The 26391-nt window shown below is 73.0% G+C and carries 27 protein-coding genes; 19 read left to right on the top strand and 8 right to left on the bottom strand.

The annotated features are described in order from the left end of the window. The 4 genes from ABZ801_RS34015 (at position 1) to ABZ801_RS34000 (ending at position 3007) form a co-directional block, all read left to right on the top strand. Positions 1-2100 carry a glycosyltransferase family 39 protein gene (locus tag ABZ801_RS34015; RefSeq protein ID WP_360705912.1) on the top strand — a complete coding sequence of 700 codons (2100 nt, stop codon included), beginning with the start codon at positions 1-3 and terminating at the stop codon, positions 2098-2100. A 128-nt stretch (positions 2101-2228) separates the two neighbouring features. Then, entirely contained in the window at positions 2229-2528 is a 300-nt protein-coding gene (locus ABZ801_RS34010) for a 4a-hydroxytetrahydrobiopterin dehydratase (RefSeq protein WP_344942830.1), read from the top strand. Positions 2529-2534: 6 nt separating this feature from the next. Further along, positions 2535-2756 (top strand): hypothetical protein, encoded by a 222-nt coding sequence (locus ABZ801_RS34005; RefSeq protein ID WP_360705908.1) that lies wholly within the window; start codon positions 2535-2537, stop codon positions 2754-2756. A 2-nt stretch (positions 2757-2758) separates the two neighbouring features. Then, entirely contained in the window at positions 2759-3007 is a 249-nt protein-coding gene (locus ABZ801_RS34000) for a hypothetical protein (RefSeq protein ID WP_360705906.1), read from the top strand. 20 nt (positions 3008-3027) lie between these two features. Here ABZ801_RS34000 and ABZ801_RS33995 read toward each other — a convergent pair whose 3' ends face one another. Next, positions 3028-3894, bottom strand: a complete 867-nt coding sequence (locus tag ABZ801_RS33995; RefSeq protein WP_360705903.1) for a hypothetical protein — start codon at positions 3892-3894, stop codon at positions 3028-3030. Between the two features lie 588 nt (positions 3895-4482). Further along, complete coding sequence (locus tag ABZ801_RS33990; RefSeq protein WP_360705901.1) at positions 4483-5109, bottom strand: DJ-1/PfpI family protein; 627 nt, start codon at positions 5107-5109, stop codon at positions 4483-4485. A gap of 163 nt (positions 5110-5272) precedes the next feature. On the opposite strand from ABZ801_RS33990, the gene ABZ801_RS33985 reads away from it, so the two are divergent. Then, positions 5273-6259 carry a DJ-1/PfpI family protein gene (locus ABZ801_RS33985; RefSeq protein WP_344942840.1) on the top strand — a complete coding sequence of 329 codons (987 nt, stop codon included), beginning with the start codon at positions 5273-5275 and terminating at the stop codon, positions 6257-6259. Positions 6260-6343: 84 nt separating this feature from the next. Further along, complete coding sequence (locus ABZ801_RS33980) at positions 6344-6526, top strand: hypothetical protein (RefSeq protein WP_360705897.1); 183 nt, start codon at positions 6344-6346, stop codon at positions 6524-6526. A 254-nt stretch (positions 6527-6780) separates the two neighbouring features. Here the strand turns inward: ABZ801_RS33980 and ABZ801_RS33975 are convergent, their stop codons facing one another. Further along, positions 6781-9093: an excinuclease ABC subunit UvrA gene (locus ABZ801_RS33975; protein WP_360705894.1), complete on the bottom strand. Its 2313-nt coding sequence runs from the start codon at positions 9091-9093 to the stop codon at positions 6781-6783. A 119-nt stretch (positions 9094-9212) separates the two neighbouring features. On the opposite strand from ABZ801_RS33975, the gene ABZ801_RS33970 reads away from it, so the two are divergent. Next, positions 9213-10316, top strand: coding sequence for a WYL domain-containing protein (locus ABZ801_RS33970; protein WP_360705892.1), 1104 nt, complete (start codon positions 9213-9215; stop codon positions 10314-10316). A gap of 63 nt (positions 10317-10379) precedes the next feature. Here ABZ801_RS33970 and ABZ801_RS33965 read toward each other — a convergent pair whose 3' ends face one another. Further along, positions 10380-10970: a TetR/AcrR family transcriptional regulator gene (locus tag ABZ801_RS33965; protein WP_360705890.1), complete on the bottom strand. Its 591-nt coding sequence runs from the start codon at positions 10968-10970 to the stop codon at positions 10380-10382. A gap of 188 nt (positions 10971-11158) precedes the next feature. Between ABZ801_RS33965 and ABZ801_RS33960 the strand changes: the two genes are divergently transcribed. The 4 genes from ABZ801_RS33960 (at position 11159) to ABZ801_RS33945 (ending at position 15590) form a co-directional block, all read left to right on the top strand. Next, positions 11159-11626 (top strand): SRPBCC family protein, encoded by a 468-nt coding sequence (locus ABZ801_RS33960; RefSeq protein ID WP_344942855.1) that lies wholly within the window; start codon positions 11159-11161, stop codon positions 11624-11626. Between the two features lie 631 nt (positions 11627-12257). Beyond that, positions 12258-12836 carry a TetR/AcrR family transcriptional regulator gene (locus tag ABZ801_RS33955; RefSeq protein ID WP_360705887.1) on the top strand — a complete coding sequence of 193 codons (579 nt, stop codon included), beginning with the start codon at positions 12258-12260 and terminating at the stop codon, positions 12834-12836. 202 nt (positions 12837-13038) lie between these two features. Then, positions 13039-13920 (top strand): alpha/beta fold hydrolase, encoded by an 882-nt coding sequence (locus ABZ801_RS33950; protein ID WP_360705885.1) that lies wholly within the window; start codon positions 13039-13041, stop codon positions 13918-13920. A 290-nt stretch (positions 13921-14210) separates the two neighbouring features. Further along, positions 14211-15590: an alkaline phosphatase PhoX gene (locus tag ABZ801_RS33945; RefSeq protein WP_344942857.1), complete on the top strand. Its 1380-nt coding sequence runs from the start codon at positions 14211-14213 to the stop codon at positions 15588-15590. 125 nt (positions 15591-15715) lie between these two features. Here ABZ801_RS33945 and ABZ801_RS33940 read toward each other — a convergent pair whose 3' ends face one another. Beyond that, on the bottom strand, positions 15716-16759 hold the full coding sequence (locus ABZ801_RS33940; protein WP_360705882.1) for a LysR family transcriptional regulator: 1044 nt from the start codon (positions 16757-16759) through the stop codon (positions 15716-15718). 84 nt (positions 16760-16843) lie between these two features. On the opposite strand from ABZ801_RS33940, the gene ABZ801_RS33935 reads away from it, so the two are divergent. The 5 genes from ABZ801_RS33935 (at position 16844) to ABZ801_RS33915 (ending at position 21056) form a co-directional block, all read left to right on the top strand. Next, entirely contained in the window at positions 16844-17905 is a 1062-nt protein-coding gene (locus tag ABZ801_RS33935; protein ID WP_360705879.1) for an aminotransferase class V-fold PLP-dependent enzyme, read from the top strand. 56 nt (positions 17906-17961) lie between these two features. After that, the gene (locus ABZ801_RS33930) at positions 17962-18360 is read left to right on the top strand and encodes a metalloregulator ArsR/SmtB family transcription factor (RefSeq protein ID WP_360705877.1); all 399 of its coding nucleotides are present in this window, start codon (positions 17962-17964) and stop codon (positions 18358-18360) included. Between the two features lie 96 nt (positions 18361-18456). Then, a complete protein-coding gene (locus ABZ801_RS33925; protein ID WP_360705874.1) occupies positions 18457-19098 on the top strand; it encodes an SRPBCC family protein in 642 nt (213 codons plus the stop codon). A gap of 224 nt (positions 19099-19322) precedes the next feature. After that, complete coding sequence (locus ABZ801_RS33920) at positions 19323-20294, top strand: acyl-CoA dehydrogenase (RefSeq protein ID WP_360705872.1); 972 nt, start codon at positions 19323-19325, stop codon at positions 20292-20294. 186 nt (positions 20295-20480) lie between these two features. Further along, entirely contained in the window at positions 20481-21056 is a 576-nt protein-coding gene (locus ABZ801_RS33915; RefSeq protein WP_344942877.1) for a TerD family protein, read from the top strand. 138 nt (positions 21057-21194) lie between these two features. On the opposite strand, the gene ABZ801_RS33910 is transcribed toward ABZ801_RS33915, so the two are convergent. Beyond that, positions 21195-21620, bottom strand: a complete 426-nt coding sequence (locus ABZ801_RS33910; protein WP_344942880.1) for a RidA family protein — start codon at positions 21618-21620, stop codon at positions 21195-21197. A gap of 489 nt (positions 21621-22109) precedes the next feature. Next, positions 22110-22499: a hypothetical protein gene (locus tag ABZ801_RS33905; protein ID WP_360705870.1), complete on the bottom strand. Its 390-nt coding sequence runs from the start codon at positions 22497-22499 to the stop codon at positions 22110-22112. 231 nt (positions 22500-22730) lie between these two features. On the opposite strand from ABZ801_RS33905, the gene ABZ801_RS33900 reads away from it, so the two are divergent. Next, positions 22731-23621: an SRPBCC family protein gene (locus tag ABZ801_RS33900; protein WP_360705867.1), complete on the top strand. Its 891-nt coding sequence runs from the start codon at positions 22731-22733 to the stop codon at positions 23619-23621. Beyond that, positions 23618-24787, top strand: coding sequence for a zinc-dependent alcohol dehydrogenase (locus ABZ801_RS33895; protein ID WP_360705864.1), 1170 nt, complete (start codon positions 23618-23620; stop codon positions 24785-24787). The genes ABZ801_RS33900 and ABZ801_RS33895 overlap by 4 nt, the downstream gene beginning before the upstream one ends. Positions 24788-24803: 16 nt before the next feature. Here ABZ801_RS33895 and ABZ801_RS33890 read toward each other — a convergent pair whose 3' ends face one another. Continuing rightward, positions 24804-25304: a hypothetical protein gene (locus tag ABZ801_RS33890; protein WP_360705862.1), complete on the bottom strand. Its 501-nt coding sequence runs from the start codon at positions 25302-25304 to the stop codon at positions 24804-24806. A 240-nt stretch (positions 25305-25544) separates the two neighbouring features. On the opposite strand from ABZ801_RS33890, the gene ABZ801_RS33885 reads away from it, so the two are divergent. Beyond that, on the top strand, positions 25545-26342 hold the full coding sequence (locus ABZ801_RS33885) for an HAD-IIA family hydrolase (RefSeq protein WP_344942892.1): 798 nt from the start codon (positions 25545-25547) through the stop codon (positions 26340-26342). Positions 26343-26391 lie beyond the last annotated feature (49 nt).

Below are 26391 nucleotides of genomic sequence, written 5' to 3'. Positions count from 1 at the left end.
ATGGCGAGTGTGTTGGAGGCCGTGCCCGCCCCTCGGGCGCGTGAACGGTCTTTGGGCGGCGACCCGGTGTGGGCGCGTCCGGCGCTGCTGGTGCTGCTGGCGGCCACGGCCGTGCTGTACGTGTGGGACCTGGGCGCCTCGGGGTGGGCGAACTCCTTCTACTCGGCCGCCGTTCAGGCCGGGGCGTCCAGCTGGAAGGCGTTCTTCTTCGGCTCCTCGGACGCGGCCGGCGCCATCACCGTGGACAAGACGCCCGCGGCGTTGTGGCCGACGGCGTTGGCGGCGCGGGTGTTCGGGGTGAACTCCTGGAGCATCCTGGTGCCGCAGGCGGTGATGGGCGTGGCGACCGTCGCCACCGTGTACGCGGCGGTGCGGCGTGCGCTCGCCGGTGCCGTCACCCCGCGCGTGGAGGCCGGGGCGGGGTTGCTGGCGGGTGCGGTGCTGGCGTTGACTCCGGTGGCCGCGCTGATGTTCCGGTTCAACAACCCCGACGCGTTGCTGGTGCTGCTGCTGACGGTGGCGGCGTACGCGCTGGTGCGCGCGCAGGCGCAGGCCAGCACCCGCTGGCTGGTGGTGTGCGGGGCGTGCGTGGGGCTGGGGTTCCTGGCCAAGATGATGCAGGCGTTCCTAGTCCTGCCCGCGTTCGGCCTGGTGTACCTGCTGGCCGCGCCGGCGCCGCTGCGCCGCAGGATCTGGCAGCTGGCGCTGGCGGCGGCCGCGATGGTGGCCGCCGCGGGGTGGTGGGTGGCGATCGTCGCCCTGGTCCCCGCGGGGTCGCGTCCCTACATCGGGGGGTCGCAGAACAACAGCGTGCTGGAGCTGGCCCTGGGCTACAACGGGCTGGGGCGGCTCAACGGCAACGAGGTCGGCGGGCTGGGCAACACCAACCAGGACGCCGGATGGGGCCGCATGTTCGGCTACGCCAACGGCGGCCAGATCTCCTGGCTGCTGCCCGCCGCGCTCATCCTGCTGGTTGCGGGGCTGTGGGTGGTGCGGCGGGCGCCGCGTACCGACCGGGCGCGGGCGTCGCTGGGGCTGTGGGGCGGGTGGCTGCTGGTCACCGGCGTGGTGTTCAGCCTGATGCAGGGCATCTTCCACGAGTACTACACCGTGGCGTTGGCTCCGGCGGTCGCCGCGCTGGCCGGCGTCGGCGCGGGGCTGCTGTGGCCGCGCCGGCGGCGGGCGGCGGCCGCGGCGACGCTGGCGGCGGTGGTGGCGGTGACGGCGGTGTGGTCGTACACGCTGCTGCACCGCACGCCGGATTGGCTTCCGTGGCTGGCCCCGGTGGTGCTGGTGGGTGGCATGGTGGCCGCCGGGGTGCTGCTGGGGGCCGCGTATCTGCCGGGACGTGCCGTCGCGGTGGCGGCGACGGTGGCCGTGGCGGCGTCGCTGGCGGGGCCGGCCGCCTACGCTCGCGACACGGTCACCACCCCGCACACCGGGGCGATCGTGACGGCCGGGCCGTCGGCGGGTTTCGGGCCGGGACGTTCCGGCCGCGGCGGACGGCCGGGCGGCATGCCCGGCGGCGGTATGCCCGGTGGTATGGCGGGCGGTATGGCGGGTGGTGCGCGGCGCATGCCGCAGGGCGGTCCGCAGGCCGGGTCGCCCGGCGGGGGCATGAACGGGGGCCTGGACGGGGGCTGGCCGGGCCGTGCTCGCGGTGACGGCGGCGGTTTCCGCTCGGGGCAGGGACGCGGCGTCCCGGGCGGCGGCAGGCCGGGGGGCCTGCTGAACTCGCCGACGCCGAGCGCTGATCTGGTGGCGCTGCTGAAGGCGAACGCGGGCTCCTACCGGTGGACGGCCGCGACGGTCGGGTCCAACAACGCCGCCGGGTACCAGCTGGCCACGGGCACGCCGGTGATGGCGGTCGGCGGGTTCAACGGCACCGATCCGGCCCCGACACTGGAGCGCTTCCAGGCGTACGTGACCCAAAAGAAGATCCACTATTTCGTCGGCGACGGGATGGGCATGGGGCGCGGGGGCATGGGGGGTGCGGCCGGCGGCAGCGACGCCGCCCAGCGGATCGCCCAGTGGGTGCAGGCCAACTTCACCGCCCGCACGGTCGGCGGCGTCACCGTCTACGACCTGACGGCCCGGTGACCCGTGCCCGCCGGGACGGCGCGGTGGACGGCGGTTAACGTCGGTAGGGACGGCACCTGGCGCAGGGACGCCGGACCGCGTCCGGCGCAGCACGGCTGGCCGCGTCATGCGACAAGGGGAGGCAAGCGATGGCCGACAGGCTCGACGATTCCGCCGTGACCGCCCGTCTGAAGGACCTGCCGAACTGGGCGCGCGACGGCGACCAGATCCACCGGCGCTTCAAGGCGCCGTCGTTCATGGCGGGGATCGACCTGGTGGGCGAGGTGGCGCGGGCGGCCGAGGAGGCCGACCACCACCCCGACATCGACATCCGCTGGCGGACGGTGACGTTCACGCTGACCACGCACAGCGCGGGCGGCCTGACCGAGCGGGACTTCGCGCTGGCGCGGCGGATCGACGAGGTCGCGGCCCGGCACGGCGCCCAGTAGGCGCCGGTGACGGTGCAGGTGGCGGTGTGCGGGCCGCGTGAGTGCTCGCGCCCCGAGTGGGAGCGGGCCCGTGAGGTGGGGCGGTTGCTGGCCGAGCGGGGCGCGGTGGTGGTGTGCGGCGGCTACGGCGGCGTGATGGCCGCCGTGGCCGCCGGGGCGTACCGGGCGGGCGGCGTGGTGGTGGGGGTGCTGTCGGCGGACGACCGGGCGGGGCCTGTGAGGACCTGACGGTGGTGCTGCCGACGGGGCTCGGCGAGGCCCGCAACAACGTGATCGTCAACGCGGCGGACGCGGTGATCGTGGTGGGCGGATCGTGGGGGACGCTGTCGGAGGTGGCGCTGGCGGTGCGGCGCGGCGGGGTGCCGGTGGTGCAGCTGGGCGGCTGGCAGGTCCTGGACGAGCACGGCCGCCCGCTGGACGCCGTCCGCCGGGCAGCGACCGCCGCCGAAGCCCTGGACAGGACCGGCCTGTGGCCCTGACCCTCCCGCACACGCCGACGTCACGACCGCCGGTCGCTCGGCTCCCCGGCGCCCTTCTCGCCCTTCCCCCGTTTGGCGTCCTTGTCTGCGGCGTCCTTGGCGTCGGTGTTCTCGGGGGCGGCGGGTTCGCGGCGTCCACGGTCCTGTTTCTTGCGCCGGTCGACCTCGTGGACGGCGACGCCGATGGCGATCAGGATCGGTATCCAGTATTTGGTCGTGGCCAGGATCGCCTGGAGCCAGGCGGGCAGGGCGACGTCGGGCAGGTCGATGTCCGGCCAGGGGATATCGGGCCAGGGAATGTCGGGCAGGGACAGGTCCGGCGGGTCGATGTCGGGCAGGTCGACGTCGGGGCGCGGCAGGTAGGACACCAGCAGCCGCACCACGGCGCTGATCAGGGCGCTGATGCCCAGAATCCCGAACACCACCTTGCCGGTGGCCACCACGACGTGCCGTGAGGCGTACAGGGCGGGGTGCTCGCGGGCCAGGCGTTCGCGGCGGGCGGCGCGGGTGCCCTCCGGAGGTGTGAACGGGACTTTCTCCCGCCCGGAGTCGCCGCCGTCCTCTCCCTCGCCGTCGTCGGCGTCCTTCTTCGCCTCGCCGTCTTCGGCGCCGTCCTTCTCGTCGGGGGTGTCGTCGTCGGGGCGGGGCGGGGCCAGGACACAGCGGGCGGCCTGGCCGTCCAGCAGGCCGAGGGGGTCGAACGCGACCAGCACGGACATGTCGCCGTAGGGCAGCTTGGCCTGGTGCAGGGCCTGGGTCTCGGCCTGCTGGACGCCGTCCACGTACAGGCGGACGATGCGCATCCAGCCGACGCGTTCGGTCTCGACCTGCAGGCGATGCCCGTCGTGGTCGAGCAGCCAGCGGCCGCCGGCAGCCGCGTCGGTCATGACGCTCCCCCTGGTCGTGGACACTGATCCTCCCGTATCGACTGGGTTCAGCGTGCCGGGAGCAGGGGGAGGGCGGCATCGGCCGATGGGTCCGACCGCCATCGACCAAAGTCGATTGAGCGTCATGCCGATACGGACGACCGGGCACGGCAACGTAAACCGAGTGCCCGGCCGAGGGCTGTGAACGGCTAACGGCGATGACGGGCCGCCGCCGGTCACAGCGGCGGCCGCACGCCGGTCACCGTCCCGTTCACAGGCCCGGGATCTGGTGGTTGCGGAAAGCGTCGACGAAGAGCCGGTGGTCGTCGCGCACCACCGCCGCGTACTCCATCCCGAACTCGATCATCGCCCGCACGAACGCCGACTCGTGCCCGTCATTGTGATGTGGGCGGCAAGGGCGGCAGGTCCCACGCCGGGCTGCCGGCGCTGCGCGCGTGCGGCCGGGAGCGCGTCGACACGACCGTCAGGTGGCGCTCCGGAGAGGGCGTTCCCGGCCGGGCCCAGGCATGGCGGCCCTTCTACGGCTGCGGGAGGTGGGGGGACGGTCGCTGGGGTGGACGGCGCCTGCCGTGGGGGCGATCCGGGCGGTCAGTTGTGGGAAGGCAGGCTGCGGGCGAAGGCGACGACCTGCGGCGGCGCCGTCTCGGGGGATCCGGCGTCGAACGGCGGCCGCGGGTCGTACTCGAACATCAGCTGGACGAGCTGGGCGCGGTGTTCGTCCCAGAGCTTGGCGATCAGGGTGAGGGCCATGTCGATGCCGGCCGACACGCCCGCCGCCGTGATGACGTCGCCGTCGACGACCACGCGTTCGGTGCTGACCACGGCGCCGAGGTCGGCGAGCAGGTCGCGGGCGAGCCAGTGCGTGGTGGCGGGGCGGCCGGTCAGCACGCCGGCCTTGGCCAGCAGGGTCGAGCCGGTGCACACCGAGGTCGTCCAGGTGGCGGTGGGGTGGGCGGTGGCCAGCCACGCCAGCAGCGGCTCGTCGTCCAGGGCGGCGTGCCATGTCGAGCTGCCCGGCACCACGATCACTTCGGGGCGGGGCAGTTCGTCGAATGCGGTGTCGGCCTGGATCACCAGGCCGGAGTCGCAGCGGATCGGGCCGGGGCGGGCGGCGACGAAGTGCGGTGTGACCTCGGGCATGGCGGAGATCGCGTCGTACGGGCCGATCAGGTCCAGGGCGGTCATGTTGTCGTAGAGCACGAAGGCCGCGTCCATGGCGGTCCCCTTCCGGTGATGGTCGTCTGGCTCGATCGGGGCGGGCTCGATCGAGGGCGGTTTCAGCTTCGGGCAGGCGGCGGCGCGTCATCAATGACGGGTCGCCCACGGATCAGGACATCCGGGGTCCGCCGGCCGGGGCGCCTGCAGCATGCTTGTCGGCATGCGGGAGGTGCTGATCGTGGTGTACGACGGCGTCCAGTCGCTGGACGTCACGGGCCCGGCGGAGGTGTTCGACGGCGCCGCCCGGCTGCTGCGCGGCGGGTACCGGGTGCGGCTCGCCTCGCCGGACGGCCGGGAGGTGACGACGTCGTCGGGTCTGCGCCTGGGTGTGCACACCGGGCTGTCGGCGGCCGCGCCGCTGGACACGCTGGTGGTGGCGGGCGGCCTGGCCCCGGACGTCTCGCCCGACGGGGGTCTGGTCGCGGGGGTGCGCGAGGCGGCCGCCGCGGCCCGCCGGGTCACCTCGGTGTGCACGGGCGCGTTCCTGCTCGCCGCGGCCGGGTTGCTGGAGGGGCGTCGCGCGACCACCCACTGGGCGTACTGCGACCGGCTGGCCGCCGCGCATCCGGGCGTCACCGTGGCGCCAGATGCGATCTACGTGCGGGACGGTCCCGTGGTGACCTCGGCGGGTGTGACGGCGGGGATCGACCTGGCGCTCGCGCTGGTCGAGGAGGACCACGGTGCCGCGCTGGCCCGCGAGGTCGCCCGCTGGCTGGTGGTGTTCATGCAGCGGCCCGGCGGGCAGTCGCAGTTCAGCCGGCGCGCCCGGACCCGGCCCGTGCGGCGTGAGGCCCTGCGCGCTCTGCTGGACCACATCGCCGCCGAGCCCGCGGCCGACCTGTCGTTGGAGGCGATGGCGGCGCGGCTGGCCATGAGCCCTCGCCACTTCAGCCGGGTCTTCGCGGAGCAGGTGGGGGTGAGCCCGGGACGGTATGTGGAGGAGTCGCGTGTGGAGGCGGCCCGCTGCCTGCTGGAGACCGGCGACGACGGTGTCGACACCGTGGCGCGGCTGAGCGGTTTCGGCAGCGCCGAGACGATGCGGCGGGCGTTCCTACGGCACGTCGGCGTGCCGCCCACCGCGTACCGGGACCGTTTCGGCACCGCGGCCCGTCCCGTCGCGCCGCGGCCGGACGCCGCCAGCGGGTGAGGTCCCGGCGCCGAGCGTCCGGCCTGCCTGCGGTGGCCTCCGGCACCTTGGTGTCCATGCCGGCGGTCGGCGCGGATTCGTCACGTGGTGCGCCTGGGCTTCCTCGTCAACACCGCCGCTCCCGGTTACGTCGACACCGACAGCAACAACCACACCGGCCACCTCACCCCGGCGCAGGGTGCCGCGGTGGTGGTGCGCCTGGCCACGCTCGGCGTGGACGGCCCGACCGCCGGGTTCTTCAGCGAGGACGGCCCGCTGCCCTGGTGACGGGCAGGCGAACAGACCTGGGCCCGAACGCGCAGCACTAACGGCGACCAGATGGTCGCGCTGGCTCTCTGGCCGCCGTGGTCAACGCGGCCGACCCGCGCGGCGTGATGGCGCACGACCGGGGCTGTTCCTGCGCACCCGGCATGTCACCCGCATGTCGAACCGACCGGCAGACGCCCCGGGCCCGGATCGGGTGATCCGGGCCCGGGGCTCGGCCTCCAGCTCGTGGCGGGGAACGATCGCCGGGGACGGAGTCAGGCGGGGAGGGCCGCGTCGTCCGGGTGTTCGCCGGAGGGTTGGCGGAGGTTTTGGCGCAGGTGGTCGGCGGTGAGGGAGCCGGTGGCGGTGAGAAGCTCGGCGGGGGTGCCGGTGAACAGGACACGGCCGCCGTGTTTGCCGCCGCCCGGCCCGAGGTCGATGATCCAGTCGGCGTGTTTGATCACCTCGAGGTCGTGTTCGATGACGATCACGGTGTTGCCGGTGTCGACGAGGCGGTCCAGCAGGGCGAGCAGGGCGTCCACGTCGGCCATGTGCAGGCCGCTGGTGGGTTCGTCCAGCACGTACAGGGCGCCGGTGCGGTGCAGGCGGGTGGCGAGCTTGAGGCGTTGGCGTTCGCCGCCGGACAGGGTGCTGAGCGGCTGGCCGAGGCGCAGGTAGTCCAGGCCGACGTCGGTGAGGGCGCGCAGCCGGGTCGCGACGGGGCGTTCGGTGAACACCTGCAGGGCCTGGCCGGCGGTGAGGTCGAGCACGTCGGCGATGGTGTGGCCGCGCAGGGTGTGCCGCAGCGCCTCGGGGCGGTAGCGGGTGCCGCCGCAGGTGCGGCAGGTGGTGGTGACGGGGTCCATGAACGCCAGGTCGGTGACGATGACGCCGTTACCGTCGCAGTCGGGACAGGCGCCTTTGGCGTTGTGGCTGAACAGTCCGGGGTCGGCGCCGGTGGCGTGGGCGAACAGGCGGCGCAGGTGGTCCATGACGCCCAGGTAGGTGGCGGGGCTGGCGCGGCGTGAGGCGGCGATGGCCGACTGGTCGACCACGATCGCCTCGGGGTGGCGGGGCACCAGTTCGCGGTGGACCAGGGTGCTCTTGCCCGAGCCGGCGACGCCGGTGACGGCGGTGAGCACGCCGGTGGGGAAGTCCACGGTGACGTGGTGCAGGTTGTGGGTGGTGGCGTCGGTGACGGCGAGCCGGCCGGTGGGGCGGCGCACGTGGCGTTTGGGCGGGGTGCGGCGGCGCAGGTGGCGTCCGGTGAGGGTGTCGGCTTGGCGCAGCGCGGACACGGTGCCCTGGAACACCACGTGTCCGCCGTGGGTGCCGGCGCCGGGGCCCATGTCGATGACGTGGTCGGCGATGGCGATGACGTCGGGGTCGTGTTCGACGACCAGGACGGTGTTGCCCTTGTCGCGCAGCTGGACGAGCAGTTCGCCGAGGCGGCCGACGTCGCTGGGGTGCATGCCGACGCTGGGTTCGTCGAAGATGTAGGTCATGCCGGTGAGGCTGGAGCCCAGGTGCCGCACGACCTTCAGGCGCTGGCCCTCGCCGCCGGAGACGGTGTCGGTGGGGCGGTCGAGGCTGAGGTAGCCCAGGCCGATGGCCTCCAGCCGCCGCAGCCGGGTGACGGCGGCCTGGGCGATGGGGGCGCCGACGGGGTCGTCGATGCCCTCCAGCACGCCGATCAGCTCACCGATCTCCATGCGGCAGTAGTCGGCGATGTTGTGTCCGCCGATCGTGGCGGCGCGGGCGGCGGCGTTGAGGCGGTCGCCGTCGCAGGCGGGGCAGACACTGTCGGTGACCATCTCCAGCGCCTCGCGGCGCTGCCGGTCGGGCAGGGTTTCCAGGCCGCGTTTGAGGTACAGGCGGTGGAAGCGTTCGGCGATGCCCTCGTAGGCGTTGTGGCCCATCTCCCCGGTGCGGTTGAGGCGCTGCACGCGAAAGCCCTTGCCGTGCAGCAGCAGATCCATCTCCTCGGCGGTGAACTCGCGCAGCGGTTTGGCGGGGTCGAACAGGCCCGACTCGGCGTACAGCTGCCAGGGGAAGGTGCCGACGCCGAAGGGGGCGAAGCGGATGGCGCCGTCGTTGAGGCTCTTGCTGGTGTCGAGCATCTTGTCGACGTCCAGGCGGGCCAGGCGGCCGAGGCCGTCGCATTCGGGGCACATGCCCTGGGGGTCGTTGAAGGAGTAGGCGGTGGCCTCGCCGGCGCTGGGGTGGGCGCAGCGGGAGAACAGCACGCGCAGCACGGCGTGGATGTCGGTCATGGTGCCGACGGTGGAGCGGCTGTTGCCGCCGACGGGGCGCTGGTCGACGACGACGGCGGGGGCCAGGTCGTCGATGACGTCGGCGTCGGGGCGTTCGTGGCGGGGCATCCGGTTGCGGACGTACCAGCTGAAGGTCTCGCCGAGCTGGCGCCGCGACTCGGCGGCGACGGTGTCGAACACCACCGAGGACTTGCCGGAGCCCGACACCCCGGTGAACACCACGATCTGCTCCTTGGGGATGCGCAGGGTGATGTTCTTCAGGTTGTTCTGCCGGGCGCCTTTGATCAGGATGTGGTCGCGGTGCGCGGCCCGCATGGGCGGTGTCCCTCCTCGGCCGGTGACGGATGTTGGGTGCGGCCGGTTTGCGGCCGGGTGGCCACGTTAGGAGGCAATGAGGTCGGATCCGGTCCTCATTGGCGGGGCATACTGGGCGGGTGACCGACACCTCCGCCCGGCTGCTGCGTCTGCTGTCGCTGCTGCAGACGCGGCGGGAGTGGACGGGCCCGGAGCTTGCGGAGCGGCTGGGCATCAGCGTGCGGACGGTCCGCCGTGACGTGGAGCGGCTGCGTGAGCTGGGGTATCCGGTGCACGCGACGCTGGGGTCGGTGGGGGGTTACCGGCTGGAGGCGGGCGCGGCGATGCCGCCGTTGCTGCTGGACGACGAGGAGGCGGTGGCGATCGCGCTGGGGCTCGGCGCGGCGGCCGGCGGTGCGGTGGAGGGCATCGAGGACGCGACGGTGCGGGCGCTGGCCAAGCTGGAGCAGGTGCTGCCGGAGCGGTTGCGGCGCCGGGTGTCGGCGCTGCACGCGGTGACCGTGCCGATCGACGGGCCGCCGGCGGGTCCGACGGTGGCGCCGGAGACGCTGACGGTGCTGGCGGCGGCGTGCCGTGACCACGAGCGGCTGCGCTTCTCCTACCGCGCACCGAACACTGACAAGGGCGCTGGCGAAGGCGGCGCCGGGGACGCCGATGAGGGCGGCGGTTCGGTGGACGCGAGCGGCTCGGTTGAGGTCGCGGGCTCGGTGGAGGCGGGGGACGGGCGGCTGGTGGAGCCGCACGGCCTGGTGTCGGCGGGGCGGCGCTGGTATCTGCTGGCCTGGGACGTCGACCGTGCCGCCTGGCGCACGTTCCGGGTGGACCGGATGCGGGCGCCGCGTGCGGTGGGGGTGCGGTTCGCGCCGCGTGAGGTGCCGGGCGGGGACGCGGCGCAGTTCGTGCGGCGGTCGCTGGCGGCGTCGCGTCCCACGGCGCGGGCGGTGCTGCGGGTGCACGCCCCGGCGCACGTGCTGGCCGACAGGTTCCGCGTCACCGGCCAGGAGCTGGAGCCGGTGGACGAGCGCACCTGCCTGCTGCGCACCCGGGTGGAGTCGCTGGAGTGGACGGCGCTGCGGGTGGCGTTCCTGGAGCTGGACTTCGAGGTGGTGGAGCCGCCGGAGCTGGCCGACCGGCTGCGTGATCTGGGCCGCAGGCTGCAGCGCGCCGCCGGCCCGCCGCCCCTGCCGCCCTCTCCGTCCCGTCCGTCTACCGGCCCGGCCTGAGCGGCCGCGTCGCGGTGGGCGGCCGTCGTCCCGTCCGGCGTCCGCGGGGCCCTGCGGCGGGGGTCAGTGTGTGCGGTAGGGGGCGAGGAGGCCGTCCAGGTCGGCGTGGACGGTGTCGGCGAGCGGGGCGGCGCCGGGGTCCAGCGCCCACAGGATGAGGGTGCCGTTGTAGGTCACCTGGACGGCGCGGGCCAGGGCGGCGGTGTCGACGTCGGCGGTCAGTTCCCCGGCGCGGACGGCTCGGGTGAGCAGGTCGGTGATCTGTTCGCGGACGGCGTGGGCGTGGGCGGCGGCGTGTTCGCGGAAGCCGGGGTCGGTCAGGTCCAGTTGCAGGAACCCCAGGCTGTTGGCCATTTCCTCGGGGTCGCGGACGCTGGAGGCCATGGCGGTCAGCGCGGCGCGCAGGGCCGCCAGGGGTGAGGGGTGCTCGCGGCGCGCGTGGTCGAACGGGTGGCTGGCGCCCTGGGTGGCGCGGCGGGCGAACGCCAGCAGCAGGCCGCGTTTGGAGCCGAAGCGCTGCACGAGGGTGGCGGGTGACAGACCGGCCTCGGCGGCGACGCCGCCGAGGGTGAGCCTGCCGGGTCCGTGCCGCAGCAGGGCGCGGCCGGTGGCCTGCAGGATGGCCTCGTCGCTGGTGGTGCGCGGTCGCGCCACGGTGCGCGTTCCCTCCGACACGGGTTATTGAACGGCTGTTCGCAAACCTTATCGGACGTCGCCGTCCGGCCCGCGACTCCGGGTGTGATGCGCGGTGTGATGTGCGCGGCGCCCGCGTGCGGGGCTGTTTGGGGTGGTCGCTCGCGGGCACGCCCACGCCCGTCACGAAAGGAGAGGAGACGCTTCCGATGAGCACGATCGAGCAGTCGATCGACGTCAGGGTGCCCGTGCGGGCCGCCTACAACCAGTGGACGCAGTTCGAGGACTTCCCGCAGTTCATGGACGGCGTGGAGCGCATCGACCAGGTGTCCGACACCCGCACCCACTGGGTGACCAACATCGCCAAGGTGCGGCGGGAGTTCGACGCCGAGATCACCGAGCAGCGTCCCGACGAGCGCATCGCCTGGACGTCGGTGGGCGAGCCGCGGCAGGCGGGCGTGGTGACCTTCCACCGGCTGGCGCCCGACACCACGCGGGTGATGCTGCAGCTGGAGTTCGCCCCGCAGGGGATGGCCGAGAAGGCCGCCGACGCGCTCCACCTGGTGGAGCACCGCGTCAAGGGCGACCTGCGGCGGTTCAAGGAATTCATCGAGGAGCGCGGCGGGCAGGAGACCGGTTCCTGGCGCGGCGAGGTCGGCCAGGACCCCACCTCCTGACCACCCGTGACACCACCCGTGCCCCCGATAGTGCGGTGCCGCCCCGCCCCGGCCGCGTGACGGGGGCGGGGTGGCGGGGTGGCGTTACCCCGGCCCGCCGGGGACATGGCGAGGCGTTCACAGGCACGCTTTCCGCCCGCCGTGTCCCCGGGCCGCGGCGCCGCTAACAGACGTGTACCAGCCGCAAAAGAGACGCGTTTGCCTCATCCGAGGCCGCCCCAGCCGATGGTTCCGCGATGTTTCGGCCCCATGGGTCGGCATCTGGTGGGGATGGACGAGCGTGTCGAGCGCTGACGGTGCCGGGCGCCGCGCTCAGATCCGCGATCACCTGCGGTTTCGTATGCGCCCGCGCCGAAAGGACCTCTCGCTCAACATCGAAGACCTCGACCTGGGGTTCCGCCGCGCCCGCGTGGCCTCGAACCGCCAATCACGACCCCGCCGCCACCCCCACTGACCGCCGGCCTCCCGCGCCCACGGACAGACCTGATCCTCCGCGACGGCCGGCGGCCGTGAACCCGGTACATACACGCCGCCGGCGGGGTGTCGGGGGCTCGACCAGCATCGGAACACGGCTGGTCTCGCCCGACGGCAGATTGTTGAACGAGCGATCCAGATTGGGTAGGGTGGGGGCATGGCAAGAACCCGGGAGTTCGACACCGAAGCGGCGGTCAGCCGCGCGATGGAGTTGTTCTGGACGCGCGGATACGAGGCGACCTCGGTGCGCGACCTGACCCGGCATCTCGGGATCGGACAGGGCTCCCTCTATGCCGCATTCGGCGACAAGGACGGCCTGTACCGGGCCGCGCTGGAGCACTACCGCTCCACCTTCGCGGCGGCCGCCCTGCATGCCCTTGACGAGGGTGTGGACGCCCGCTCGGCCATCCGCACACTGCTGGTCGAGCGGATCCGGATCGCCGTCGAACACGGCGGCCAGGGCTGTCTTCTGATCAATGCCGCCACCGAACGCCTGCCGGAGGACCAGCCGACCCGACGCATCGTTCGAGACGTGCTGGGCGCCAACCAGGACGCCCTCGCCGACCTGCTGCGCGCGGCAGTGGAACGCGGTGAGATTTCGACGCGGCACGCCCCGCACACTCTCGCCGCCTTCCTCGTCACGTTCCTCAACGGACTCCTGGTCTCCTCGAAGATCACCCCGGACGCCCGCACCCTCGAACCACTCGTGGAGGTCGCCCTGAGCACGCTCGACTGACTTTTCACGCCCGTTATCTGTAACGAACGATCCAGATAAATCGCCGAGCCGGCGTTGATGCCGGATCGCCTTCATGTGATCACCCGTATCTGCGATCACCCGTGCCGAGGCCGGCAAGGCCGTCCGGCCTCGAACCGTCGCCACCGAAACACGCCGCAGCCGCCCTCGCGGATGTGGAACACGCCATGAAGTCGGAGAAGAAATGATATTTGACCATCAGGGAGAGCCCGTTCGCACGGGCCGTGCCGCCGTCAACGGAACGAGTCTGCACTACCGGACGGCCGGGTCCGGTCCGGCAGTGGTGCTCCTGCACGGCGTGCCGAAGACCAGTTACCACTGGCGGCACCTCATCCCGAAGCTGACACCGCATTACACCGTCATCGCGCCCGACCTCCGCGGTCTCGGCGACTCCGCGCATCCCGCAGACGGCTACGACTCGGCGACGATGAGCGACGACATCGCCGCACTGATGGCCCACCTCGGGCACGACACCTACAGCGTGATCGGAGAGGACTGGGGAGCGGTGATCGGCTACCAACTCGCCGCCCGGAACCGCGATCATGTCAACGCCCTGGTCTTCGTGGAGGCGCTGTTCCCCGGGTTCGGCTTCGAGGACCATACGGCGCTCACCCCTGAGAACGTCTCGAGCGGCATGCACCTGTGGCATCTGGGCTTTTACTTCCAGCCGGACGTACCCGAGATGCTCATCGCCGGACACGAACGCGAGCTGATCACCTACATGATCAAAACCGAGCGCAGTCACCCGGACACCGCCACCGCCGACGCGATCGAAGAGTACGTGCGCTGCTACTCCATGCCCGGAGGCGTCCGCTCGATGCTGGCGATCTATCGGGCAATGCTCGTCGACGCCGAGCAGAACCGGCAGGCGGCACAGAAGAAGCTGGACATCCCCGTGCTGGCACTCGGCGGCTTGGCCTTCATCGGCGACCGGAACGAGGCCCAGATGCGGCTGTTCGCCCATGACGTCACCGGCCACGTCTTCGACGCCGGCCACGACCTCGCCGAGGAAGTGCCCGAGGAGATGGCGGAGGTCGTGCTGCCCTTCCTGGCCGAGCGGACGTAGCCGTTCAGACAGCGTGCGGGCTTGCCGCGGGCCTGCGGGAGAACGGCGAGGCGGCGGCGATGCACCGAGCACGGCCGCACCGAGCGTGGTGACGCCGCTCGCCGGAGCCGCGGCGGTGCGTCAACGGCACCTCGTGTCCCCGGGGCGCGGCGCCGCGCGGCACGGGTTCTTGGCAATGTTCGCCCGTTTCCGTGCCGCGGGGCCGTGTTACAAACACGGGAACAGAACGTGAACCGCAGGGGTCTGCCCCGTGAACGGTTCGCGTCGGCGACGCACACACGGAGTGGCCCATGGCAGTGCCCGTCACCCGACGGCGGCTTCTGGCGGGTTCCGGCACGCTCGGCGCCGGGATCGCGTTCACCGGCCCGGTGGAGGCCCTGTTCTCCGGCTCGGCGCAGGCCGCCGAGGTCGGCGGCGCGGCCGGGTACGGGCCGCTGGTGCCCGACCCCAAGGGCGTGCTGGACCTGCCGCGTGGGTTCCGCTACACGATCCTGTCGCGGGAGGGCGAGCCGCTGCGGTCGGGTCAGGGCCCGGTGCCCAGTCACCACGACGGCATGGCGGCCTTCCCGGGGCGTCGCGCGGGCGAGGTGCTGCTGGTGCGCAACCACGAGAACCGTCCCGACGCCGCGCACCGTGTGCCCGCCGTGGACGGGCTGACCTACGACCCCGAGGGCAAGGGCGGCTGCACCGCGCTGGAGGTGGACGCCGCCGGGCGGGTGCGGGCCGAGCGCGTGGCGATCGCCGGGACCGCGGTCAACTGCGCCGGCGGCCCCACCCCGTGGGGCACGTGGCTGACGTGCGAGGAGACCGAGGACAGGGCGGGCACCAACGGCTACACCAAGGACCACGGGTTCGTGTTCGAGGTGGATCCGCGGGGCCGCCGCACCGAGCCGGTGCCGCTGACGGCGATGGGCCGGTTCCAGCACGAGGCGGTGGCGGTCGATCCGCGCGACGGCGTGGTGTACGAGACCGAGGACGCCTTCGACCGGCCGTTCGGGCTGTTCTACCGGTTCCTGCCGCACCGGCCGCGGGGCGGGTTCGGCAGCCTGCGCGCGGGCGGGCGGCTGGAGGCGATGCGGGTACCGGACGTGCCGGACCTGTCGGTGGTGCGCGAGCCGGGCACGGTGTTCGAGCGGATCGAGTGGGCGGCGGTGCCCGACCCGCTGGCGCGCCGGACGCCGATCCGGTTCCAGGACTTCGGCCCGCGCGGCATCACGCACGCCCAGAAGCTGGAGGGCTGCTACTGGGGCGGCGACCGGGTGTACTTCGTGTCCAGCTTCGCCCGCAGCCGGGAGGGGTCGGGCGCCGACCACTTCGGGCAGGTGTGGTCGTATGAGCCGGCGCGGCGGCGCCTGACGCTGGTGGTGGTGTTCGGCCCGGACACCGACGTGCAGGCGCCGGGCGAGTCGCCCGATAACATCTGCCTGGCGCCGCAGGGCGGGCTGATGGTGTGCGAGGACGGCAGCGGCGCCCAGCACGTGTTCGGGGTGACGCGCGGCCGCCAGGTGTATCCGATGGCGCGCAACCGGCAGAACATCGGCACCGAGGCCGAGCCGGAGTGGGGGGAGTTCGCCGGGGTGACGTTCTCTCCGGACGGCCGGACGATGTTCGTCAACGTCTACGACCCGGGCACCACGTTCGCCGTCACCGGCCCGTGGCGCCGCATGTGACCGCCGCCTGACCGTTCACGCGCGGGCGGCCGCGCCGCCGGCGGGGCGCAGGTCTTGACGGGCAGGTTTTGACGGGCAGGTTTTGACGGGCAGATTTTGACGCGCTGATCGTCAGGTGCCGGCTGTCAGGTGCCGGCCGTTTCCGAGGGGTCGCCCGGCCGGATACCGCCTGCCCGTGTGCCGACCGTCAGCGTGCCGACCGTCAGCGTGCCGTCCGTGAGCGTGTCGTTCGCCGGGGGCTCGTTCGCCGGGAGCTCGTTCGTCAGCGTGTCGTTCGTCAGGGTGTCGGCGGCCGCGCACAGTTCGTCCAGCAGCGCCGACACCGCGGGCGGGCGGGGCGCGTCGGGCAGCAGCACGCTGACGTGGCGTCGTCCCAGTTCGGGGGCGGGCGGCAGCGCGACGTGCGGTTCGCGGTGCAGGCCCAGGGCCAGGCCGGGCAGTGCGGTGACGGCCAGGCCGCGGGCGACCAGGCGCTGCACGGCGATGTGGTCGTCGGTGGCGAACGCCACGCGCGGGGTGAACCCGGCGTCCCGGCAGGCGCGCAGGAGGTGGCCGCGGCAGCGTTCGCAGCCCGACGCCCAGGTCTCGTCGGCCAGGTCGGCCAGGTGGACGCGGTCGGCGCGGGCGAGCGGGTGGTCGCCGGGCAGCACCAGGCGGATCGGGTCGTCGAACAGCGGGACCTGCCGCAGCCGCGTGCCGGCGTCGGGCGGGGTGTGGGGGTAGGCGAACACCACGGCCAGGTCGGCCTCCCCGGCGCGCAGGGCGGCCACGGCGCCGGGCGGTTCGGCCTCGGTCAGCGACACCGTCACGCCGGGGGCGCGGGTGCGCAGCGCGGCCAGCGCGTCGGGCAGCAGCGCGGCGGCCGCGGTGGGGAACACCGCGACGCGGGCCCGCCCGGCGCGCAGCCCGGCGATGGCCGCCAGCCGCTCCTGCGCGTCGGCCATGCGCGCCAGGGCGTCGTCGACGTGCTCGACCAGGATCCGCCCGGCCTCGGTGAGGCGGACGCCGCGGCCGTGCCGCACCACCAGCGGCGTGCCCGCCTCGGCCTCCAGCCGGGCGATGTGGTGGGAGATCGCCGGCTGGCTGTAGGACAGGGCGCGCGCGGCGGCGGTCATCGAGCCGAGCCGGGCGACTTCGCGCAGGATGCGGGCGCGGTTGAGGTCCAGCATGCCGGCAAGGTATCAATGATGTTGGGGTCTGGCCTCGAAGATAGTCCTTTGTGTTATGGCGGCGGGGTGGCCGATGATCGGGGCATGACTGCTTCGATCGACATCGACCGGGCGCGGCGCGAGTTCGCCCCCCAGGTCACCTACCTCAACACCGCCGCCTACGGGCTGCCGCCGCGGGCGGCGCACGAGGCGATGCTGGCGGCCGAGCGTGACCGCGCGGCCGGGCGGATGACCACCGGGCAGATGGACGAGGTGGTGGCGCGGGCGCGGGGCGCGTTCGCCCGGCTGGTCGGCGTGCCCGCCGAGCGGGTGGCGATCGGGCCGCAGGTGTCGTATTTCGTGGGGCTGGTGGCCTCCTGGCTGCCCGACGGCGCGACCGTGCTGGTCGCCGAGGAGGACTTCACCTCGGTGCTGTTCCCGTTCGCGGCCCGGCCGGGGCTGCGGGTGCGGCCGGTGCCGCTGGAGTCGATCGCCGAGGCGGTGGACGGCACGGTCGACCTGGTGGCGGTGTCGGCGGTGCAGTCGGCCGACGGCCGCCTGGCCCCCATGGAGGATCTGATCGAGGCGGCCCGCGCGCACGGGGCGCGGGTGCTGCTGGACGCCACGCAGGCCGCCGGGTGGCTGCCGCTGCCCGTCGACCGCGTCGACCTGCTGGTCGTCGGCGGGTACAAGTGGCTGCTGGGCCCGCGCGGCACCTGCTTTCTGACCGGCGACCGGGAGCTGCTGGCGCAGCTGCCGGCGGTGGCGGCGGGCTGGTACGCCGGGGCGCAGGTGTGGGAGTCGCTGTACGGGCTGCCGCTGCGGCTGGCCGGCGACGCGCGCCGGCTGGACATGTCCCCGGCGTGGCAGAGCTGGGCGGGGCACGCCCCGGCGCTGGAGCTGCTGGAGCGGGTCGGCGTGGACGCCGTCCACCGGCACAACCTGGCCATGGCCGACCGGTTCCGCGCGGGCCTTGGCCTGGAGCCGGGGGATTCGGCGATCGTGTCGGTGCCGGTGCCCGAGGGGACGGCCGAGCTGCTGCGCGAGCACGGCGTGGTGGCCTCGGTGCGGGCCGGGCGGTTGCGCTGCTCGTTCCACCTGTACACGAAGGAGGCCGACGTGGACCGCGCGCTGGAGCTGCTGGCGGACCGCGTCACCGTCGGATGAAGCACCGCCTTATATAAGGCTTGACTTTAATAAGTTGGGGTCGATAGTTTCGGTCCGTGCACGCGTTCGACGTTCTCGGCGACCCGGTCCGCCGCCGGATCCTGGAACTGCTGGCCGAGGGGGAGATGACCTCCGGCGCGGTGTCGGAGCGGATCCGGGACGAGTTCGGGATCTCCCAGCCGGCGGTGTCGCAGCATCTGAAGGTGCTGCGCGAGTCCGGGTTCGCGACGGTGCGCGCGCAGGGCACCCGCCGCCTGTACGCGGTCGACTCGGCGCCGCTGCGGGAGGTGGACGCCTGGCTGGACCGGTTCCGGCGGTTCTGGACGCCGCACCTGGACGCGCTGGGCACCGAGCTGGCGCGGGGGCGGCGGGAACGCCGCCTGCGCGAGTCCGCCGGCCGCGGTGACGACATCGGTCGCGGTGACCACACCGGGCGCGGTGACACGGCGCCGTGATCCGGGTCGCAGGGACCCGGGTCGCGGTGACCCTGGTGACTGGGGGTCGCGGTGACACCGGCCGCGGCGCCATCGACTCTGACAAGGAGAGCCCTCATGATCGAGGTCAGTGAGCAGATCAACGCGGTGACCCGCACCATCGGCACCCGGACGCTGGAGGCGGGGGAGGCGCGGGTGCTGACGATCGCGCAGACCTATCCGGCGCCGATGGAGGACGTGTGGGACGCCTGCACCAACATCGAGCGCATCCCGCGCTGGTTCCTGCCGGTCACCGGTGACCTGCGGGCCGGCGGCCGCTTCCAGCTGGAGGGCAACGCCGGCGGGACGATCGAGCGCTGCGACCCGCCCAAGAGCTTCACCGCCACCTGGGAGTTCGGCGGGGAGGTCAGCTGGATCGAGGTGCGGCTGACCCCCGCCGAGGAGGGCGGCACGCGGCTGGAGCTGGAGCACGTCGCGCACGTCGACGACGAGATGTGGGCGCGGTTCGGCCCCGGCGCCGTCGGCATCGGGTGGGACGGGGCGCTGATGGGCCTGGCGCTGCACATGGCCACGGGCCGGCCCGTCGACCAGCAGGAGGCGGCGGCCTGGATGACCTCGCCGGAGGGCGTGCGGTTCTACCAGGAGAGCAGCGAGCGGTGGCGGGAGGCCAGCGTCCAGGCGGGCACGGACCCGCAGGCGGCCCGCGCGGCGGCCGACCGGGTCTTCGCCTTCTACACCACCCCTCCCGAGCAGTCCTGACTCGCGGCGCGCGGCGGGAACCCCGAAGGGGGGAAGGTGGTACGGGCGGCGGTTCCTTCCGCCGGTCGGCCGGGGTGTTCGCCGGTGCCGGGAAGTCGTGCCGTACGGACGGTTGTCAGGCCGATTTCGCGAGTGAGTAATCGCCTGTAACTTTTGCTCCATATTCGGCGGCTCTGCGCACTTTAGTTGCGAAGGTGACCGGCCGCCGGAGTGAGGAGACCGCCGTGTCGTCCCTGCACTCCCCGTCACCGCCCGGATCAAGACCCCGTGACACGCTGCCGGACACGCCACCGGACGGGCGACCGGGCGCGCTGCCGGATGACGGGTGGGCGTTGCTGTTCCCGGGGACGGGGGCGGCCGGTGCGCCGGCGGTTTGGGCGCTGGCCGGGTCCGGTCGCGCCGCGCGCAGGATCGTCGCCGACGTGCTGGACGCCGTGCAGGAAGGGCTGCCGCGCCGATGGCCGTCGCTGCGGCGCGTCCTGCTGGACGATCCGGCGTCCTACCGCGCCGCGGCCGCCACGCCCGGCGTGCCGCAGCTGTCGGACTACGCCACCTCGGTCGCCGTGGAGCGGGTGCTGCGCGCGGGCGGCGTGGCCCCGGCGTTCGCGGTCGGGCAGAGCTTCGGGGAGATCGCCGCGCTGGTGTGCGCGGGCGCGTTCAGCGTCACCGACGGCGCGCGCCTGGCGGTGGGCGCGGTGCGCGTGCTGGCCCGGCACGGCCACGGCGGCGGCATGGCGCTGCTGCAGGCCGCCCCACCGTCCGCCGAGACGCTGATCGGGCGGGCGCATCTGGCGCGTTCGCTGGAGCGGGCGTCGCGCGAGCGGCTGGCGGCGCGGGTGCGGGCGGCGCGGCGGGACGGAGCCGACGCCTTCACCGCCTGGAACGACAACCTCGCGCTGGCCGCGCGGACCGCGACGGCGTGCGCCGACCGCGTCCTGCTGGAGATCGCCGCCGAGGCGTGCGCGTCGGACCCGGCCGTGGCGCCGTTGCTGCGCCTGTACGCGCTGCGGTGGGCCGAGCGGCGCGCCGGGGCGCTGCTGAACAAGGGGGTGGCGGCGGCCGGGCTGCTGGACCGTGTCGAGGAGCTGCGGCGGCGGGTGTGCGACGAGGTGATGCCGCGGGCGGCCGAGTACGCCCAGGCCCTCGACCTGCCCGCCGAGATCACCGCCCCGGCCTCGTTCGTCCTGGACGCCTGACGTGCCCTGACCGCCCACGGCGTATCGTCGGGCACGTGTCGTCCGGCGTTTCGTACGGCGTGTCGTCCGGCGCGCGGAGATCTGCCAAGTGCACCGGGGAACCGTGGCCGGGTGACTACCGTTTGACCCAACACAGACCGCGCGGGCGAGGCGGCCCGCGCGGACACCGATATGGAGGGAGACACAGTGGGAGTCAGTCTGAGCAAGGGCGGCAACGTCTCGCTGACCAAGGAGGCTCCTGGACTGACCGCGGTCGTGGTGGGTCTGGGCTGGGACGTGCGGACCACTACCGGTACGGACTTCGACCTCGACGCCAGCGCCCTGCTGTGCTCGCAGGACGGCAAGGTCCTGTCGGACAAGCACTTCGTGTTCTTCAACAACCTCAAGAGCCCCGAGGGGTCGGTCGAGCACACCGGCGACAACCTCACCGGTGAGGGCGAGGGCGACGACGAGCAGATCAAGGTCAACCTCGCCACGGTGCCCGCCGAGGTCGACAAGATCGTGTTCCCGGTGTCCATCTACGAGGCCGACGGCCGCCAGCAGAACTTCGGCCAGGTCCGCAACGCGTTCATCCGGGTGGTGAACCAGGCCGACAACAACGAGATCGCCCGCTACGACCTGTCGGAGGACGCCTCCACCGAGACCGCGATGGTGTTCGGTGAGCTCTACCGTCACGGCAGCGAGTGGAAGTTCCGCGCGGTCGGGCAGGGCTACGCCTCGGGCCTGGCGGGCATCGCCTCCGACTACGGGGTGCGTGTCTGATCCTGGGCCTGCGGGTCCTCGGGGGCGCAGAGCGCGGGGGGGTGCGCGGCGATCACGCCGCGCACCCCCCTTTTTTCTTCTCCGTCGCGCTGTCTTTTCCGGCGCGCTGTGGCGGCGGCGCAGGGCAGGTGGGGCGGGTCAGGCGGGCACGACGGCCAGCGCCTCGACCTCGATGAGCAGGTCGTCGCGGAACAGGCGGGCCACCTCCACCAGGGTGCTGGCGGGCGCGACCCCCGGCGGCAGAAACTCGTCGCGGACCTGGCGGACGGCGATGACCTGGGACGCGTCCCGCACGAAGTACCCGAGTTTGATCACGTGCCGCCAGTCGGCGCCGGCGGCGGTCAGCGCGGTGTGCAGGTTGGTGAACACCTGCCGGGTCTGGGCGCGCAGGTCGCCGGGGCCGACGAGGGCGCCGTCGGCGTCCAGGGCGATCTGCCCGCTGATCACCACGAGGCGGCCCGGGGTGTCGACGCTGATGACGTGGCTGTAGCCGGGGCCGGGCGCCAGCTCCGGCGGGTTGATCGCACGAACGCCGGGGACGGTTTCACCGGACGGCTCGCTCACGGGCTGTTCCCTTTCGACGTGGGCAGGACGGTGCGGTCGCGGGCCGGGACCGGTCGGCGGCGCCCGCGCCCCGACCACCCGTCCGCGATCAACGAGGGGCCACTGTAGAAGGCGCCCCGCCCCCATGGCCAGCGATCTTCCGCGTCACCGTACCTCCGCCGCCCACCGTGCCGGCGTTCCGCCCCACCGTGTCGGCGTTCCTGCGACGTCGGCAGGCGGGCCTCCGAGGAGGAGTCGGACCTGATCGTGGCGGTAATCGCCAACGTGGCGGGTCAGCGTGTGCGTCGACGGGCGGCGGGTCCGGTGTCGGCGTGACCTTTGCGGAGGTCGGCTCGCCGCGGCGGAGGACGGCCTTGATGGAGACGACGGCGTCGATGAGTTCGGTGGCGTGGGCGTGGCGTGGGCGTGGTGTGGCCGGTGGATGTCGATCTCGACGCGTGCGGCGGTGCAGTAGGCCTGCCAGCGGTGGTCGGTTGGCTCGGAGGGGTCTCAGGTGGCGATCCGGTGGGGGGCGCTTTGCTGCTCGTAGATGCGCGAGGGCGTGGTGGAGGCGGGGCAGGGGCCGGCCGAGGGCATCGGCCAGATGGTCGGCGCTGAGGGGCTGCGGGTGCGCGGCAGCCAGCGCGGTGAGCACGATCTCGGCGTCGCGGATGCGGACGCTCTCGGCGGTTGAGGTGTCGTCGGGGCGTGCGGGTGGGGTGTGCGCTGGTTGCCCAGGACGGCGTCCAGGGCGGGGATCAGGTCGATGAGGACGCGCACCGGCCGGTCCGCCAGCTCGTCGGGGTGGAGCTGGTGCGGGTGAATGCCGAGCAGGTCGCCCAGTTCCCACAGGGACAGGCCGCCGGCGCGCAGCGGCTGGTGGAGGACCTCAGGCGTCATGGCGCCGCCCCGGTAATGATGCGGTGGTTGCGGAGGAGCGAGGGCGGGGCCGGGCGCGGGATGTGCAGCCCGCCGTGGACGGTAATTCAGGCGACGTGCAATTTCGTGCCTGGATCCCCTGGTGTCATCGGTTTTGCCAGGGGCAGGGGACGGAGGACGCAGGGGCGCCGGCTGACTGGGGGCCGCCTGCGGCGTACACACATGCCACCACAACCTGTGTTAGGACGCATGATGACCGACAGATTCGCCCGTGCGCTCGGGTGGACCAGCCTCGCGCTGGGCACGGCGCAACTGGCGGCGCCCAGGGCCGTGACCAGCCTGTGCGGCGTCGACGACGCGCCCGGGGCAGCGACCGTCGCCAGGCTCGTCGGCGGGCGCGAGCTCCTGCACGCCGCGCTGCTGCTCGGCGCCAAGAACCCCGCCCGGTGGGCGTGGACCAGGGTCGCCGGCGACACGATGGACCTCGGCGTCCTCGGCAGGGCCGCCGCCAACCGCGCGGGCACTCGCCGCGCCCGCGCGCTGGCTGCGCTCGGCGCGGTCGCCGGGATCGCCGCCCTCGACGCCGTCTGCGCCCGGCGCGGCACCGCCAAGGCCAAGGGCCCGCTGCAGGTGCGCGCCTCCATCACCATCAACAAGCCGCGCGAGGAGGTCTACCGCTTCTGGCGGGAGCTGGAGAACCTGCCCTCGTTCATGGTCCACCTGGACTCGGTGCGCTCCCTCGACCAGCGCCGCTCCCGCTGGAAGGCCAAGGGCCCGGTGGTCGACCTGGAGTGGGAGGCCGAGATCATCGACGAGCGGGCCGGCGACCTCATCGCCTGGCGGTCCGTGCCCGGCACCGGCGTCCCCACCGCCGGCCGGGTCAGCTTCACCGACGGGCCCGGCGGGCGCGGCACCGTCGTGGACGTCTCGCTGGAGTACGGCATGCACGGGCGCAAGCTCGCCGCCGCCGTCGCCCGGATGTTCGGCGAGCACCCCGAGCAGCAGGCCCGCGACGACCTGCGCCGCTTCAAGCAGGTCATGGAGACCGGCGAGGTGGTCCGCTCCGAGGGCAGCCCCGAGGGCCACCGCGCCCTGCGCCAGCTCCGCCAGCATCCCGCACAGCCGATTGGAGGACGGGCATGAAGGCCAACGTGTGGACGGGCCGCAACCACCTGGAGGTCCGCGACGTCCCCGACCCGCAGATCCTCAACGCGCGCGACGCGATCGTCCGCGTCACCTCCACCGCGATCTGCGGCTCCGACCTGCACCTCGTGGACGGCTACATCCCGACCGTCAAGAAGGGCGACGTGCTCGGCCACGAGTTCATGGGCGAGGTCGTCGAGGTCGGCCCCGGTGTGCGTAACCTGCGCGCCGGCGACCGCGTCGTGGTGCCGTTCCCGATCGCCTGCGGCGCCTGCTTCGCCTGCGAGGCCGAGCTGTACTCGCTGTGCGAGAACTCCAACCCCAACGCCGGGATGGCTGAGAAGCTGATGGGCCACGCGCCCGCCGGGATCTTCGGCTACTCCCACATGCTGGGCGGCTTCGCCGGCGGGCAGGCCGAGTACGTGCGCGTCCCGTTCGCCGACGTCGGTCCCGTCAAGATCGAGGACGGCCTGCCGGACGAGAAGGTGTTGTTCCTGTCGGACATCTTCCCGACGGGCTTCATGGGCGCGGAGATGTGCGACATCAAGCCGGGCCAGACGATCGCGATCTGGGGTGCGGGGCCGGTCGGGCAGCTCGCCGCGGCCAGCGCGTTCCTGCTCGGCGCGGACCGGGTCATCGTCATCGACCGGTTCCCGTACCGGCTCAGGCGGGCCCAGCAGACCGGCGCCGAGGTCCTCGACTACGAGGAGGTGAACGTGCTGGACGCGCTGCGCGACATGACGGGCGGGCGAGGCCCCGACGCCTGCATCGACGCCGTCGGCATGGAGGCTCACCACCCGACTCCGGCCATGTACGCCTACGACCGCGGCAAGCAGGCCGCCCGGATGGAGACCGAGCGCCCCTACGTGCTGCGCGAGGCCATCATGGCCTGCCGCAACGGCGGCGTGGTGTCCGTCATCGGCGTCTACGGCGGGTTCGTGGACAAGTTCCCGATGGGCACCGTCATGAACCGGTCCCTGACCATCCGCACCGGCCAGTGCCACGTGCAGCGCTACACGGGGCCGCTGCTGGACCGGATCCGCGCGGGGGAGATCGACCCGAGCTTCGTCATCTCGCACCGGATGCCGCTCAGCGAGGCGCCGCGCGCGTTCGAGCTGTTCAAGAACAAGCAGGACGAGTGCAACAAGGTGGTCCTCACTCCGTAGCGCCGGCCTTCGCGGCTCAGAGCCAGTTCCCCTTGCTCTCCGCGGTGGCCCGCCGCTCCGCCCGGTAGGCGGCGAAGGCGGCACGCCCGGCGGCGGTGAGCGTCGCGGCGGTCCGCTCCGGCGGGCCGCCTGCGCCGCACGACGCCCGGCAGGAAGTCCTCGCCGGCCGCCCGCAGCGGCTCGGGCAGCTGTCGGCTGGGAACTGCACGCAGCCCACGCCTTGGGTTCGGGACAAGTAAGCGAGAACCAGGCCCTGCTGGTGTTCACCGAGGCTGACAAGGGTGCCCGTCTGTCCGTCCGTCTTACTGACGCCTCCAGTACGGTCACCGATCTGGTTGCCGATCAGGTCGACTAGCAGCTGTGCCACGGCGACGCCACCCACCTCGGCGACGCCGAAGTGCCGCTGCAGCTCATCATGGGCAAGACTCGGCACAAGAACCCCCGCACCGCTCTGCGCTACGTCAAACCCGGCGCCGATGCCGTCACCGAGGTCCTGGCACCCCGCCGCCGTACGCATTGACCAGCGAAGACGAGCGAATGCTCCGGCCAGCACGAGCTGTCACGGCCTAGCGCTAATACTCGCGAGCAGGGTCCCCGCGGCCCGGGACGGCGGGCGGCGGGGCGGCGAACTTTCGGTGACGGGATCGCGGTGGCGGGCATGGGAGGGCCGCGAGGGGGCAGGGTGTGGTGTCGCACTCCGGGTGCCGGCGGCGCGCGAGGGGTGCGGGGAAAGATCCAGACCTGCGAGAATGAGGACATGAGTGTGCGTAAGCCGATCGAGTCGTGGCTGTCGGACATGGACGGTGTCCTGGTACATGAGGGGCAGCCCGTTCCGGGCGCCGACGAGTTCGTCCGGCGGCTGGAGGCCTCGGGCAAACGCTTCCTCATCCTGACCAACAACTCCATCTACACCCGCCGGGACCTGGCGGCGCGGCTGGCGGCGGTGGGGCTGAACGTGCCGGTCGAGTCGATCTGGACCTCGGCGCTGGCGACGGCGCGGTTCCTGCAGGACCAGCGTCCGGAGGGGTCGGCGTACGTGATCGGCGAGGCGGGGCTGACCACGGCGTTGCACGAGGTCGGGTACGTGCTGACCGACCTGGACCCGGACTATGTGGTGCTGGGGGAGACCCGCACCTACAGCTTCTCCCAGATCACCAAGGCGATCCGGCTGATCGAGCGGGGCGCGCGGTTCATCGCGACCAACCCGGACCCGATCGGCCCGTCGATGGAGGGGTCGCTGCCGGCGTGCGGCGCGGTCGCCGCGATGATCACCAAGGCGACGGGGGTGCAGCCGTACTTCGTCGGCAAGCCCAATCCGCTGATGATGCGCACGGCGTTGAACGTGGTCGGCGGGCACAGCGAGAGCACGGCGATGATCGGTGACCGGATGGACACCGACATCGTGGCCGGGGTGGAGGCCGGGCTGGAGACGATCCTGGTGCTGACCGGGGTGACGCGTAAGGAGGAGGTGGAGCGGTTCCCGTTCCGTCCCTCGCACGTGGTGCCGTCGATCGCCGACGTGATCGGGATGATCGACGGCGGCCCGGCGTCCTGACGACACCGCCTTGAGTGCGTCGTCCGGACGGTGTTGTCCGTGGCGGGGC

The sequence above is a fragment of the Actinomadura sp. NPDC047616 genome (assembly GCF_040642915.1).
Lineage (GTDB): Bacteria > Actinomycetota > Actinomycetes > Streptosporangiales > Streptosporangiaceae > Spirillospora > Spirillospora miaoliensis.
Note: the sequence above shows the minus strand (reverse complement) of the source record. Positions and strands in the feature narration are given on the sequence as shown.

Excerpts from the sequence above, each read along its gene's own strand:
- ABZ801_RS34015 (WP_360705912.1), top strand. The coding sequence starts at position 1 with ATGGCGAGTGTGTTGGAGGCCGTGCCCGCCCCTCGGGCGCGTGAACGG.
- ABZ801_RS34010 (WP_344942830.1), top strand. The coding sequence starts at position 2,229 with ATGGCCGACAGGCTCGACGATTCCGCCGTGACCGCCCGTCTGAAGGAC.
- ABZ801_RS33995 (WP_360705903.1), bottom strand. The coding sequence starts at position 3,894 with ATGACCGACGCGGCTGCCGGCGGCCGCTGGCTGCTCGACCACGACGGG.
- ABZ801_RS33990 (WP_360705901.1), bottom strand. The coding sequence starts at position 5,109 with ATGGACGCGGCCTTCGTGCTCTACGACAACATGACCGCCCTGGACCTG.
- ABZ801_RS33985 (WP_344942840.1), top strand. The coding sequence starts at position 5,273 with ATGCGGGAGGTGCTGATCGTGGTGTACGACGGCGTCCAGTCGCTGGAC.
- ABZ801_RS33975 (WP_360705894.1), bottom strand. The coding sequence starts at position 9,093 with ATGCGGGCCGCGCACCGCGACCACATCCTGATCAAAGGCGCCCGGCAG.
- ABZ801_RS33960 (WP_344942855.1), top strand. The coding sequence starts at position 11,159 with ATGAGCACGATCGAGCAGTCGATCGACGTCAGGGTGCCCGTGCGGGCC.
- ABZ801_RS33955 (WP_360705887.1), top strand. The coding sequence starts at position 12,258 with ATGGCAAGAACCCGGGAGTTCGACACCGAAGCGGCGGTCAGCCGCGCG.
- ABZ801_RS33950 (WP_360705885.1), top strand. The coding sequence starts at position 13,039 with ATGATATTTGACCATCAGGGAGAGCCCGTTCGCACGGGCCGTGCCGCC.
- ABZ801_RS33945 (WP_344942857.1), top strand. The coding sequence starts at position 14,211 with ATGGCAGTGCCCGTCACCCGACGGCGGCTTCTGGCGGGTTCCGGCACG.
- ABZ801_RS33940 (WP_360705882.1), bottom strand. The coding sequence starts at position 16,759 with ATGCTGGACCTCAACCGCGCCCGCATCCTGCGCGAAGTCGCCCGGCTC.
- ABZ801_RS33935 (WP_360705879.1), top strand. The coding sequence starts at position 16,844 with ATGACTGCTTCGATCGACATCGACCGGGCGCGGCGCGAGTTCGCCCCC.
- ABZ801_RS33925 (WP_360705874.1), top strand. The coding sequence starts at position 18,457 with ATGATCGAGGTCAGTGAGCAGATCAACGCGGTGACCCGCACCATCGGC.
- ABZ801_RS33905 (WP_360705870.1), bottom strand. The coding sequence starts at position 22,499 with ATGACGCCTGAGGTCCTCCACCAGCCGCTGCGCGCCGGCGGCCTGTCC.
- ABZ801_RS33900 (WP_360705867.1), top strand. The coding sequence starts at position 22,731 with ATGACCGACAGATTCGCCCGTGCGCTCGGGTGGACCAGCCTCGCGCTG.
- ABZ801_RS33895 (WP_360705864.1), top strand. The coding sequence starts at position 23,618 with ATGAAGGCCAACGTGTGGACGGGCCGCAACCACCTGGAGGTCCGCGAC.
- ABZ801_RS33890 (WP_360705862.1), bottom strand. The coding sequence starts at position 25,304 with ATGCGTACGGCGGCGGGGTGCCAGGACCTCGGTGACGGCATCGGCGCC.
- ABZ801_RS33885 (WP_344942892.1), top strand. The coding sequence starts at position 25,545 with ATGAGTGTGCGTAAGCCGATCGAGTCGTGGCTGTCGGACATGGACGGT.